Annotated in this window: 13 protein-coding genes; 10 read left to right on the forward strand and 3 right to left on the reverse strand. The window is 42.8% G+C overall.

Annotated elements, in window-relative coordinates:
- Positions 1-34: 34 nt before the first annotated feature.
- Both AB3G73_RS05415 and AB3G73_RS05420 read right to left on the reverse strand, forming a co-directional pair.
- Positions 35-610, reverse strand: coding sequence for a UpxY family transcription antiterminator (locus tag AB3G73_RS05415; protein WP_004295799.1), 576 nt, complete (start codon positions 608-610; stop codon positions 35-37).
- A 354-nt stretch (positions 611-964) separates the two neighbouring features.
- A complete protein-coding gene (locus AB3G73_RS05420; protein ID WP_032851914.1) occupies positions 965-1918 on the reverse strand; it encodes a tyrosine-type DNA invertase cluster 3b in 954 nt (317 codons plus the stop codon).
- Between the two features lie 131 nt (positions 1919-2049).
- Between AB3G73_RS05420 and AB3G73_RS05425 the strand changes: the two genes are divergently transcribed.
- From AB3G73_RS05425 to glyA, 8 genes are all read left to right on the forward strand, one after another.
- The gene (locus AB3G73_RS05425; RefSeq protein ID WP_004295796.1) at positions 2050-2460 is read left to right on the forward strand and encodes a DUF4119 family protein; all 411 of its coding nucleotides are present in this window, start codon (positions 2050-2052) and stop codon (positions 2458-2460) included.
- 228 nt (positions 2461-2688) lie between these two features.
- Positions 2689-3033 (forward strand): SH3 beta-barrel fold-containing protein, encoded by a 345-nt coding sequence (locus AB3G73_RS05430; protein WP_008648001.1) that lies wholly within the window; start codon positions 2689-2691, stop codon positions 3031-3033.
- Between the two features lie 23 nt (positions 3034-3056).
- On the forward strand, positions 3057-3836 hold the full coding sequence (locus AB3G73_RS05435) for a DUF4373 domain-containing protein (protein WP_320974613.1): 780 nt from the start codon (positions 3057-3059) through the stop codon (positions 3834-3836).
- 112 nt (positions 3837-3948) lie between these two features.
- Positions 3949-4890, forward strand: a complete 942-nt coding sequence (gene pyrB, locus AB3G73_RS05440; RefSeq protein WP_122137587.1) for an aspartate carbamoyltransferase — start codon at positions 3949-3951, stop codon at positions 4888-4890.
- A complete protein-coding gene (gene pyrI / locus AB3G73_RS05445) occupies positions 4887-5348 on the forward strand; it encodes an aspartate carbamoyltransferase regulatory subunit (protein ID WP_032843517.1) in 462 nt (153 codons plus the stop codon). The genes pyrB and pyrI overlap by 4 nt, the downstream gene beginning before the upstream one ends.
- 131 nt (positions 5349-5479) lie before the next feature.
- On the forward strand, positions 5480-6049 hold the full coding sequence (locus AB3G73_RS05450) for a flavin reductase family protein (RefSeq protein WP_367743432.1): 570 nt from the start codon (positions 5480-5482) through the stop codon (positions 6047-6049).
- Positions 6050-6065: 16 nt separating this feature from the next.
- Positions 6066-6803 carry a porin family protein gene (locus tag AB3G73_RS05455; protein WP_367743434.1) on the forward strand — a complete coding sequence of 246 codons (738 nt, stop codon included), beginning with the start codon at positions 6066-6068 and terminating at the stop codon, positions 6801-6803.
- Between the two features lie 175 nt (positions 6804-6978).
- The gene (glyA, locus tag AB3G73_RS05460; RefSeq protein WP_122137591.1) at positions 6979-8259 is read left to right on the forward strand and encodes a serine hydroxymethyltransferase; all 1281 of its coding nucleotides are present in this window, start codon (positions 6979-6981) and stop codon (positions 8257-8259) included.
- Between the two features lie 336 nt (positions 8260-8595).
- Here the strand turns inward: glyA and AB3G73_RS05465 are convergent, their stop codons facing one another.
- Complete coding sequence (locus AB3G73_RS05465; protein WP_367743442.1) at positions 8596-10263, reverse strand: formate--tetrahydrofolate ligase; 1668 nt, start codon at positions 10261-10263, stop codon at positions 8596-8598.
- Between the two features lie 168 nt (positions 10264-10431).
- Here AB3G73_RS05465 and aspT point away from each other — a divergent pair, with 168 nt between their 5' ends.
- Entirely contained in the window at positions 10432-12126 is a 1695-nt protein-coding gene (gene aspT, locus AB3G73_RS05470; protein WP_367743445.1) for an aspartate-alanine antiporter, read from the forward strand.
- A 22-nt stretch (positions 12127-12148) separates the two neighbouring features.
- Entirely contained in the window at positions 12149-13783 is a 1635-nt protein-coding gene (gene aspD, locus AB3G73_RS05475; protein WP_217723257.1) for an aspartate 4-decarboxylase, read from the forward strand.
- Positions 13784-13790 lie beyond the last annotated feature (7 nt).

Consider the following 13790-nt stretch of genomic DNA (forward strand, 5'->3'; position numbering starts at 1 on the left):
ACCTCCTATGTCATACTTTTGATTAATAATTTGATTATTGCCTCTCACCTATCGGCTCTACATACCCGACCGGCATATCCGCACAAGCACACCCCAGCATATTCAACCGGACAGCAATCTTACTTCTACCATCTACTGTAACAAGCTCTCCTACAAGCCCCGTCAAAGGACCTTTAATAACACGTACTTTCTCACCACGTGCCAAAGGAGCACTATTCATACAGATTGCCTCTTCGGAATAGTCGAGCATAAAACGGAAACGGGCCATTTGTTCATCAGGAATGATAGTCGGACTGCTCTCACCGCGCATTACCATATACCGACTAACTGTAGAAAAAGAAAGAACCTCTTTACGTTCTTTAGGATCAGCATGTACAAAGACCATCATGGGAAGCAGCACGGATTCAACCACTTTACGGCGGTCGCTCCATTGATGTACTTCTTGCTGGACCGGTACAAAATTTTCAATCCCCATTTTGTCTAAACGTTCGGCTACTTTCTTCTCATGATGCATACGAACCAGAGCAACATACCAGCGTTTAGAGTGTGCTACGCCTTCCCCTGTCCCAATTTTAGGCCCAGCACTTAAAGTTTCTTTCGTCAGAATCATACTTTTTTACCCCTTATGTGTCCGTTACTTCTTAGGTAACGGATAAGGTATTTATTCACAGGAAAACAGATGAAAACAGAAAAACATGGACAAGAACCGCCTACAGCAATGTTTTTCTAACCTACGCGAAGGGAAAAGCATCTTTGAAAACAGAATATAGGAATATCGGGCATGATCAAACAGAATCATCATGTCCTGATATATTTTTGTTGCATATTTCAACAAATCAGAAAAAAAAGAAGATTTTACTTGTTTACTATTTGTATTTTTGCATATCTTTGCACCGAATAATTATCCGTTACCTAAGAAGTAACAGAAACATTTCGCCCTTGATTTCTAACACTTTACCGTTAATTACCTACCTAAACGATAGTTCCTAATGTAAGATAAATTCCCTTTATTTACTTCTGTACGTTCTCTTAGCTCAAACCCCTTTAAATAGATTTGTGTGGTTTTTATTGATTTGTGTCCCAATGATTCACTGATCATTTCAATTGGCACTCCACGATACTTGGCTGTCGTTGCCCAGGAATGACGGAGTGTGTAAGAAGAAACGGGAGAATTCAAACGCAGAGCTCTCGCCAAATCCTTCAAACGATTATTGAATCTCCGAAGAGCAGACTGATATTCACGGTATGCCCTTTCATCCTTCCGTTTTTTATTACCGCAAAGTATATCGAACAGATAGTCCGGACAATCAGGAATAGGTTCCTGATTACTTCGGAGTTGATTAATCATTCCCCTGGCAGTATCAAGCACTTCCACGCTCATGGGAGTTTTCGTCTTGATTCGATTATAGCGTAATACACTCTGATCTAAAGCCGATTTTTCCAGATGCGCTAAATCAGCGAATGACATTCCACAAAACTGGAACATCAGAGCAGCAATAGTTTGTGTGCGACGTAAACGCTCCGATTTGGGATCCTCATACAGAAGTCTGTGCAACTCACCGGCAGGCAAAGCTTTCTTTTGTCGGACATCCACACCTGTATAGACATCATGAAATAATCGGGGAACATAAGGGGCACTCCCTGCTTCCACTCCCCGATTGTAAATGCTACGAAGCATACGCATATACGTAGAAATCGTATTAGGCTTCAAACCACACTCATAAAGATACTGACCATAACGTCGTAAACGTTCTTTGGTGACCTGCCTGAACGACATATTCAACGTACCACAAAACTTACTGAAAGAATAAAGGGCATTCTTATAGACATGCGCTGTAGAATAGCGCCCCTCCTTTCGTAAACGATTGATGTAGTTCTCCCCACATCGACTGAATCCATTTTTATTCATCATTTGCATCACTAGTTATTTTATATATATACTATTTGGCAAGCGACAAAAGAACAAATCTTTTTGCAGGTTCAATTTCACTTTCCAGATATTATTTTTAGAATTAACACATGTTTAACCAACGTTAAAATTAGTAGATTATGAAAAGTAAAAATGCCAAAAAAGGTAGTAAAAACGACAAGGTAAAAAGAAATGTCCAAACAATGAAAAAAGCTCCAGGGAAGCATTCAAAGGAAGAAATCATCAGTGAAGAAGAGCTGGATAACAGAATAGCAATCGACGGAGATATCCGCCTTTATTTCACCATGTATTTAAAAATCTTTATTGATGGACATTTCCGCCATCCTAAGAAGAAAAAGCTGATAAATCTAGCCCAATATATCTATGACCAAAAAGTATTATACATCCACAAACATGGCGGCTATAAGTTAATGGAACTTAGCAGTATACATGCTGAATTGGGTGCATTGAAAAAACCTGTTGAGGAAGAGTACATGAAAGAAAAAAAGGAAAAAAGAGAACAGGCTGAAAAGGTCAAAAGCAAGTACTAAGAAAAAATAATGGGACAGTTGGAATATAAAGCTTACCTTCGCCGCCGTTTTCAACCGGTCGAAAACTAACAGATTTTCCCTTAAAAAAATAGTGACGGTATGCTATCGTTATAGCGTCACTATAATGAAAGGATAGTGACGCTATGACAACAACATACCGTCACTATCTATAAGGGAAGATTTACGCTCAAACAGAAATTTATTTTTCAAAATTAAAAACAGAAGAAAATGAGACAAAAAATCAGGAAAGGCAAGTTAGAAGCTTGCAAATTAGTATGGAAAAAACGTATTACTGCTGAAAAGGGGATTTCGGATAAATGTGCGGAGAGAATTGTACAAGAGTGCATTAAACTAATAGATCGCATGTTGTATGGGAATGTAGTGATAGCTTTTTACAAGCAGGATGGCACGTTTTGTCTGGAAAGAGGAACACTGGTAGGATATGAAAAATTCTTCCATAGAGAATTCAATATCACAGCAAAACAAGAGTCTATTCTCTATTGGAGTGAAGAACAAAAAGGATGGAGAAGATTTATGATCGGGAACCTGATGGAGTGGAGAGCTATTGTATAAGTTAGATTAAAATATATTGAACAATGAATATGATTAATAAAGGGATACCTTATTTTCCGACACCGGCAAACTTCTTTGACGAAGAAGTGATGGAACTATTAGAAGCTAAGTTTGGAGTATTAGCTTCTTACATTGTCATGCGATTGCTTTGTAAAATATATAAAGAGGGATATTATATCTCTTGGGGAAAGGAACAAAACCTGATTTTCGTCCGTAAAGTGGGCGGCGGGATCAAAGAGGACATGATGGAAAAGATTGTCGACCTGTTATTGGAGAAAGGATTTTTCCATAAAGAAACCTACGAAAAATACGGCATACTCACTTCGGAACAGATTCAAAGGGTGTGGTTCGAAGCCACTACACGGAGGAAAATAGATTTCTCCCAACTACCTTATCTATTAGAGACCAAGAAGAAAAAAGGGATGCAAAAAGAAGAGTTGAACGCGGAAAATGCAGACATTTTTGAAACTCAAGAGGAGGTGAGTCAAGAAAATGCAGACATTTTCCGACAAACTAAACTAAAGGAAACTAAACTAAATCATGAAGAAGAAGAAACCAACATTGTTTCGATTGAGATTCCGGGGTATGCCTACAATCTGGCTACACACAACATTGCAGGATTAATGGAGAGCCTGGACAACCATAAAGTGACTGACCAGAAAGAGAAACAGACGATTCTGCGGTTATCGGACTATGGCAGGAAAGGCACCCAGGTGTGGAAACTGCTCTCCAATACGACCTGGAGCAAAATCGGAGCACCGGGGAAATATATCATTGCAGCGTTAGCCGGCGGACGGAAATAAACCGACTGATTAAAAGCTGATAAAAAAGGTACGAAAAATCTGTGCTTTTCACAAATTCTTCGTACCTTTACGCTCCGGTAAAACAAGTTCTATCCACATAAAAGATAACAAAATGGAAAACAGAAGTTTAGTAACCATTGCCGAACATTCTAAAGAAAAAATCCTCTACATGCTCGAAATGGCGAAGCAGTTTGAAATGAACCCCAATCGCCGGTTATTACAAGGAAAGGTTGTAGCAACCCTGTTCTTTGAACCTTCCACCCGTACCCGCTTGAGTTTTGAAACAGCTGCCAACCGTCTCGGTGCACGAGTAATCGGATTCTCTGACCCCAAAGCTACCAGCTCTGCCAAAGGGGAAACACTTAAAGACACGATCATGATGGTGAGCAACTATGCAGATATTATCGTCATGCGACATCATCTCGAAGGAGCTGCACGGTATGCCAGCGAAGTAGCCCCGGTGCCTATTGTCAACGCAGGTGACGGAGCCAACCAGCACCCGTCGCAAACGATGCTCGACCTCTACTCTATCTACAAGACACAAGGTACGCTGGAAAATCTGAACATTTTCCTGGTGGGTGACTTGAAATACGGTCGCACCGTACATTCATTGCTGATGGCGATGCGACACTTTAATCCGACTTTCCATTTCATTGCTCCCGAAGAGCTGAAAATGCCGGAGGAATACAAACTTTACTGTAAAACTCACCAAATAAAATACGTTGAACATACGGAATTTAACGAAGAGATTATCGCTGATGCTGATATTCTGTATATGACCCGTGTGCAACGCGAACGTTTCACCGATTTGATGGAATATGAACGGGTGAAGAATGTATATATTCTCCGTAACAAAATGCTGGAGAACACACGTCCGAACCTGCGTATCCTGCACCCGCTTCCCCGCGTCAACGAAATTGCTTACGATGTGGATGACAACCCGAAAGCATATTATTTCCAACAGGCACAAAACGGTCTGTATGCCCGCGAAGCAATCCTTTGCGATGTATTAGGTATCACATTAGATGACGTTAAAAACGATATTTTATTATGAGCGAAAATAAACAAGAATTGCAAGTAGCTGCCCTGAAAAACGGGACAGTGATTGACCATATCCCATCCGAAAAGCTCTTTACCGTAGTGCAACTACTCGGTGTGGAACAGATGACCAGCAATATCACTATCGGATTCAACCTCGACAGCAAGAAGCTGGGTAAAAAGGGGATCATCAAGATTGCAGATAAATTCTTCTGCGACGAAGAGATTAACCGTATTTCAGTAGTTGCCCCACACGTCAAGCTGAATATCATCCGCGATTACGAAGTAGTGGAAAAGAAAGAGGTGAAAATGCCGGATGAACTTCGGGGCATCGTGAAATGTGCCAATCCGAAATGTATCACCAACAACGAACCGATGGCCACTATCTTTCATGTGATAGATAAGGATAATTGCATCGTTAAATGTCATTATTGCGAGAAAGAACAGAAACGTGAAGAGATTACAATCCTCTAACTCCTATTCACCACAGAGGACACAGAGGACACAGAGTTTTATTTCTTTGAAAAAAAAGTTTTTTTACTCTCTGTACCTCAATATACTCTGTGTCCTCTGTGTCCTCTGTGGTGAAAAAAGATATAAGTAGTATGAAACAGGACTGGAAACCAGGAACGATGATTTATCCGCTGCCGGCTGTACTGGTGAGCTGCGGAAAAGATGAAAGCGAATATAATATTATCACAGTAGCATGGACGGGTACGATTTGTACAAACCCGCCCATGTGTTATATATCCGTACGTCCGGAACGCCATTCTTATGACATTATCAAAAGAAACATGGAGTTTGTCATCAACCTGACAACGAAAGATATGGCTTTTGCCACCGACTGGTGCGGAGTTCGTTCGGGACGTGATTATCATAAATTTGATGAGATGAAGCTGACACCCGGACAGTGTACGGTGGTCAGTGCTCCGTTGATTGAAGAATCTCCTCTTTGCATTGAATGCCGTGTGAAAGAAATCATCTCTCTCGGCTCACACGATATGTTTATCGCTGACGTGGTAAATGTCCGTGCAGACGACTGGAACCTGAATCCGGAAACCGGAAAGCTGGAACTGGCAGAAGCCAATCCGCTGGTATATGTGCACGGAGGATATTATAATCTGGGAGAGAAAATCGGTAAGTTCGGTTGGAGTGTAGAAAAGAAGAAATCATAAAAAGTGCGATATTGCCATGAATATGCTGCGTAAATTCATTCTTCCCGGTTTGTTAGCCATAGCCTGCACGGCTGTCGGTCAGAATTATAATGCAGATAGAGTGGAGCGCCCCAATACAAGAAAAATAAATATCGGTATCAAGGCGGGATTCAACTCTTCCATGTTCATGGTGTCTGAACTGAAAATTAAGGATGTGACTATCGATGAGGTGCAGAACAACTATAAGATAGGTTATTTCGGCGCCCTCTTTATGCGCATCAATATGAAGAAGCATTTCATTCAGCCGGAAGTGTCCTATAATGTAAGCAAATGTGAAATCACTTTCGATAAGCTCGGTTCGCAGCATCCTGCCATCGAACCTGATTATGCTTCGGTGCAATCTGTGCTGCACAGTATCGATTTTCCCATATTATATGGTTATAATGTGGTGAAAAAAGGACCTTATGGAATGTCTATCTTCGTAGGTCCCAAACTTCGCTATTTATGGGGAAAGCACAATGAAATCACTTTTAAGAATTTCGACCAGAAGGGGATTCATGAAAGGCTGTATCCGTTCAATGTCAGTGCAGTGATCGGCGTAGGCGTCAACATCTCCCGTATCTTCTTCGATTTCCGTTACGAGCAAGGCCTTGGAAACATCTCCAAGTCCATCATTTACGACAACATCAATTCTGACGGAAGTACGGGGGTGAGCAATATTATTTTCCGTCGCCGCGACAGCGCATTAAGTTTTTCGCTGGGATTCATTCTTTAAGAAATTGAGAGTTGAAAATTGAGAATTGAAAAATAAAGAGTGGCGGTTCAAAGGGTTGAATGTTTAAAGATTGTCAATTGTCAGGAGGCAATTGTCAATTATCCTTTGTTTTCATTAACTTTGTGCGCTTAAAATAGGTATCTCGAATTAGAAATTTAATCTTACTTATAAAAGAATGAAAAGAGACGACATCATTTTCGACATTATCGAAAAAGAGCATCAACGTCAGTTGAAAGGAATCGAACTTATTGCATCAGAAAATTTTGTGAGTGACCAGGTTATGCAGGCAATGGGTTCTTGTCTGACTAACAAGTACGCAGAAGGTTATCCCGGCAAACGTTACTACGGAGGTTGCGAAGTAGTAGACCAAAGCGAACAAATCGCTATCGACCGCCTGAAAGAAATTTTTGGCGCTGAATGGGCAAACGTACAGCCACACTCGGGAGCACAAGCTAATGCCGCTGTTTTCCTCGCAGTTCTGAATCCGGGCGACAAATTCATGGGATTAAATCTTGCACACGGCGGACACCTTTCTCATGGTTCACTGGTAAACACCTCCGGTATCATCTATACTCCTTGCGAATATAACCTGAATCAGGAAACCGGACGCGTTGACTACGACCAGATGGAAGAAGTCGCTCTGCGTGAGAAACCGAAAATGATTATTGGTGGTGGTTCTGCATACTCCCGTGAATGGGATTACAAACGTATGCGTGAAATCGCTGACAAAGTAGGCGCTATCCTGATGATCGACATGGCTCACCCTGCCGGTCTGATCGCTGCCGGAGTGCTCGAAAATCCGGTTAAATATGCACATATCGTCACTTCTACTACACATAAAACACTTCGCGGACCTCGTGGTGGTGTCATCATGATGGGTAAGGATTTCCCCAATCCGTGGGGTAAGACCACTCCGAAAGGTGAGATCAAGATGATGTCTCAATTACTGGATTCTGCCGTATTCCCAGGGGTTCAAGGTGGACCGTTGGAACATGTAATTGCTGCTAAAGCAGTTGCTTTCGGTGAAATCCTGCAACCTGAATTTAAGGAATATGCTAAACAAGTACAAAAGAACGCTGCTGTACTTGCACAGGCTTTGATTGACCGTGGCTTTACTATCGTTTCCGGTGGTACAGACAACCACTCTATGTTGGTCGACCTGCGTAGCAAATATCCTGAACTGACAGGTAAAGTGGCAGAAAAAGCATTGGTTTCTGCTGATATTACCGTTAACAAAAACATGGTTCCGTTCGACAGCCGTTCGGCTTTCCAGACTTCCGGTATCCGTTTGGGTACTCCTGCTATCACTACCCGTGGTGCAAAAGAAGACTTGATGCTCGAAATTGCCGAAATGATCGAGACTGTATTGTCTAACGTAGAAAATGAGGAAGTTATTGCAAAAGTACGTGCACGTGTCAATGAGACAATGAAGAAATATCCTCTTTTTGCTTATTAAAAAACAATTTCAAAGCTAATAGCTACAAACTGGCAGCTTTATTTCCCATTTAAGGTCTGCTCCTCGTAAAAGGAGCAGACTTTTTTATTTATTAACAATCCTATCCGAACCATCTGTCCGGAATTTCGTTTTTCTTACTATAAAAGAAATATATGATGTTATATATCACTTACATCAAGGACGAATTCAACCGTACAGTGTGCAAGAAGAGAAAATAGAAGCGCACTGGACTCTATATACAGTCATCCCCGTCTTTCCACATTTTATTTTATAGGGAAAGACGGGGATTTATTTTATCGGCACATCATACCGGAATATTTTTTTCTTGAGGATATATTAACTCAATCCTTCTATTTCTCCATCCACAATATCGATGTACAATGCTTGCGGTTCCTTGGGTAATCCCGGCATACGAAGAATTTCTCCGGCAATGGCTACAATCATTTCAGCTCCGTTATTGATAACAATATCTTTAATATGGAACTCGAAGTTGTTTACCGCACCATAAATCTTCGGATCGGCAGAGAATGAATATTGTGTTTTAGCAATACAAACCGGATAATGAGTGATTCCCATTTTCTCAATCAGTTTGATACGACTGCGGGCGATACTGCTATAGGTAATAACGCTGGCTCCGTAAATATTAGTAGCTACCTTTTCGATCTTCTGCTGTATGCTATCTTCTTCTTTATAAGTGTAGCGTAAGGATTCTGACGGATTGTTCTCTATGGTATCTACCACCAGGCGAGCCATATCTACTGCTCCCTCTCCTCCTTCACTGAACGCATTGTTGATGGCAAAGCCCACTCCCAACTGTTCGCAATGTTCGCGCAGCAATTCCATTTCTTCGTCCGTATCGGATGCAAACTTATTGAAAGCTACAATGATTGTCTGACCGAATGAGCGAAGGTTACGAACGTGTTTGTCGAGATTACGCAATCCCTCTTTCAGTCCTTCCATATTCGGCTCTTTGATACGGTCGAGACTGACGCCTCCATGCATCTTCAATCCTTGTGCCGTAGCGACAATCACCGTGAGACGAGGTTGAAGCCCGCTCTTACGACATTTGATATTGTAGAACTTCTCCGCACCGAGATCAGCACCGAACCCGGCTTCCGTGATTACATAATCACCGAAAGACATGGCCAATTTGGTGGCAAGGATAGAGTTACAGCCATGGGCAATATTGGCAAACGGACCACCATGTACAAAAGCAGCGGTTCCTTCGGTAGTCTGCACTAAATTAGGATGAATCGCATCTTTCAATAAGACGGTAATGGCTCCTGCCACTCCCAAATCTTTCACTGTGAAAGGTTGGTCGTCATACGTGAAGCCCAACAGGATATTTTCAATACGGCGACGCAAATCACTCACATCTTTAGAAAGGCAAAGAATTGCCATGATTTCCGAAGCAGGAGTAATATCGAAACCGGACTCCTGGGTAATTCCGTTGGATTTAGGTCCGAGGCCGACAACGATGCTACGCAATGAACGGTCGTTCACATCGAGCACTCTCCGCCAAAGGATTTCTTTCAGTCCGAAACCTTTTGACTGATTCTGGTAGAGATAATTGTCGAGCAAGGCGGCAATCATGTTATGAGCAGAGGTGATGGCATGAAAGTCACCAGTGAAATGGAGGTTAATCTTGTCCATCGGAAGCACTTGTGCATATCCTCCACCGGCTGCTCCCCCCTTCATCCCGAAACACGGACCGAGAGACGGCTCACGAAGAGCGACAATCGCATTTTTTCCAATTTTATTCAGTCCCAAAGCGAGACCGATAGATACTGTAGTTTTGCCGATGCCCGCTTTGGTTGCTGTGATAGCAGTTACCAGAATAAGATTGCTTTTCTTCACTTTCTCTTCATCAATCAGTTGTTCGGGGATCTTTGCAATGTAGCGGCCATAATTCTCCACTTCCTCGCGAGGGATTCCGATACCTTCGGCAACTTGCTTAATCTTCTTCAGCTCAATGTTGCGAGCAATTTCTATGTCTGATTTCATACAGAATATGATTAGTTTTATTTTTGAATGAACAAAAGTATAACAAAAAAGCGAAATAGAGAAATTTAAAGTCTATCGGATATTTATATCTCTATTTATCATAAACACTATAAACTCTTTCCACACAACAACTGTTGTAGATAGCATAACCTAAACAACAACTTAATTATGGAATGGATTATTAATCAACTAAGGGTACATCCTGAACTTGCTATTTTCCTTACGCTTTTTGCCGGATTCTGGCTCGGCAGACTCAAAATAGGAAAATTTTCCTTGGGGACAGTCACCAGCGTTCTTCTGGTAGGAGTATTGGTCGGACAACTGAATATCACTGTAGATGGTCCGATGAAAGCCGTGTTCTTTCTGCTTTTCTTATTTGCCGTTGGCTATAAGGTGGGTCCGCAGTTTTTCCGCGGATTGAAGAAAGACGGTCTGCCACAAGTAGGATTTGCCGTATTGATGTGTATTGTCAGTCTGGTAGCCCCGTGGATATTGGCCAAAATCATGGGATATCATGTAGGAGAAGCTGCCGGACTGTTGGCAGGCTCACAAACAATATCCGCCGTTATCGGCGTGGCAAGCGATACAATCAACCAGCTGGGAATCAGCGATGCACAGAAAGCCACGTTCATCAATGCAATTCCGGTAGCTTATGCCGTAACTTATATTTTCGGAACGGCCGGTTCGGCATGGATTCTGGCTTCTCTCGGCCCTAAGATGCTGGGGGGACTGGATAAGGTGAAAGCCGACTGCAAGGAACTGGAGGCTCAAATGGGAACATCGGAAGCTGATGAACCCGGATTTTCCCCGGCTCTTCGTCCGGTTGTGTTCCGTGCTTATAAAATTACCAACGAATGGTTTGGCAAAGGAAAGAAAGTCAGTGAACTCGAAGCTTATTTATGCAAGAATGACAAACGTCTGTTTGTAGAACGGATTCGTCAAAAAAGAATGGTGAAGGAAGTAGATCCGAACCTGATTCTTCACAAGAACGACGAAGTGGTACTTAGCGGACGCCGTGAATTTGTGATTGGAGAAGAAGACTGGATAGGTCCGGAAGTGATCGATGCACAATTACTTGACTTCCCGGCAGAAACTCTTCCTGTAATGGTGACCCACCGGACTTTTGCCGGAGAAACAGTTTCCAAAATCAGATCGCAGAAGTTTATGCACGGGGTCAGCATCCGGAATATAAAGCGTGCCGGAATCAACGTTCCGGTATTACCTAAGACAATCGTAGATTCGGGAGACATTCTCGAACTTACCGGTCTTAAACATGAAGTGGAAAGTGCTGCCAAACAAATGGGCTATATTGACCGGCCTACCAATCAGACAGATATGATTTTCGTTGGATTGGGTATTTTGCTCGGTGGCCTTTTCGGTGCACTGGCTATTCATCTGGGAGGTGTTCCTATCAGTCTTTCTACCAGTGGAGGCGCATTGATAGCCGGACTTCTGTTCGGTTGGCTACGCAGCAAGCATCCTACTTTCGGAGGTATTCCCGAACCTTCTTTATGGGTATTGAATAATGTAGGGCTGAATATGTTTATCGCAGTGGTCGGTATCGCTGCAGGTCCCAGTTTCATTGCCGGATTCAAGGAAGTAGGCGTCAGCCTGTTTATCATCGGTGCATTGGCTACGGCTATCCCTCTCCTCGCCGGATTGCTGATGGCGAGATACCTGTTCAAGTTCCACCCTGCCCTGTCATTGGGATGTACGGCAGGAGCACGTACTACAACAGCTGCGTTGGGAGCCATTCAGGATGCAGTGGAAAGCGACACACCGGCATTAGGATATACGGTGACGTATGCAGTCGGCAATACACTCCTGATTATCTGGGGAGTTGTCATCGTGCTACTTATGTAAAACTAACTAAATAAATATCATTATGGAAAAGAAAACAAATAACCCTGCCATTACCAAAAGTTATGCCAAGAAAATGGAAACAATTAGCCCGTTCGAGCTGAAAAACAAACTGATCGATATGGCAGATGAAAGTATCAAGAAGATAGCACATACCATGTTGAATGCCGGAAGAGGCAACCCGAACTGGATTGCTACCGAACCACGCGAAGCCTTTTTTCTGCTGGGGCAATTCGGCCTTTGCGAATGTCGCCATGCGTTTTCACAGGAAGAAGGAATAGCAGGCATTCCGCAAAAGGCGGGAATTGCCGCCCGTTTCGAGGCTTTCCTGAAAGAAAACGAGAAAGCTCCCGGTGCTAACCTGTTGAAAGAGGGCTACAATTATATGCTGATGGAACATGCTGCCGATCCGGATACGCTTATTCATGAATGGGCGGAATCGGTGATTGGCGACCAGTATCCTGTGCCCGACCGTATTTTACATTTTACGGAGTTAATCGTACAGGATTACCTGGCACAAGAGATGTGTGACCGCCGTCCGCCAAAAGGAACTTTTGACCTTTTCGCAACCGAAGGAGGTACGGCAGCCATGTGTTATCTGTTCGATTCATTGCAGGAGAATTTCCTGTTGAACCAGGGGGATGCCATTGCTTTAATGATTCCAGTGTTCACTCCTTATATAGAAATCCCGGAACTGCGACGCTATCAGTTCGACGTGACCGAAATTTCTGCTGACCAGATGACTCCTGACGGTTTACATACCTGGCAGTATAAGGATGAAGATATAGACAAGCTGAAAGATCCGCGGATCAAAGCATTATTTATCACCAATCCGAGTAATCCGCCCAGTTATGCGCTTAGTAAAGAGACTACCGAACGTATCATCAACATTGTGAAGAATGATAATCCGAACCTGATGATTATCACGGATGATGTGTACGGGACATTTATTCCTCATTTCCGTTCATTAATGGCAGAATTGCCGCATAATACGCTTTGCGTTTATTCGTTCTCCAAATATTTTGGAGCTACGGGATGGAGAACCGCAGTGATCGCTCTACACGAGGACAACATCTACGACAAAATGATTGCCCGCCTGTCGGAGGAGCAGAAATCAATATTGAACAAACGTTATTCCAGTCTTAGCCTACAACCGGAAAAGATGAAGTTTATCGACCGTATGGTGGCTGACAGCCGGCAGATTGCATTGAATCATACTGCAGGACTTTCTCTACCTCAACAAATGCAGATGAGTTTGTTTGCCATTTTCTCGCTTCTGGATAAAGAAGACAGTTATAAGAAAAAGATGCAGGAAATTATTCATCGTCGTCTGCATGCGTTGTGGGATAACACAGGTTTCACACTGGTGGAAGATCCGTTACGTGCCGGATATTATTCGGAGATCGATATGCTGGTATGGGCAAAGAAATTCTATGGAGATGACTTCGTTGCTTATCTGCAAAAGACCTACAATCCATTGGACGTGGTTTTCCGCCTGGCAAACGAAACTTCACTCGTTCTGTTGAATGGTGGTGGATTTGCCGGACCGAAATGGAGTGTGCGTGTGTCACTAGCCAACTTAAATGAAGCCGATTATGTGAAAATCGGACAAAGTATCAAGTGCGTCTTGGAAGAATATGCCAAAGCATGGAAGGCATAAAATCACC

Origin of the sequence: Bacteroides sp. L008, from assembly GCF_040812255.1 — a bacterium.
GTDB classification, from domain to species: Bacteria; Bacteroidota; Bacteroidia; order Bacteroidales; family Bacteroidaceae; genus Bacteroides; species Bacteroides vicugnae.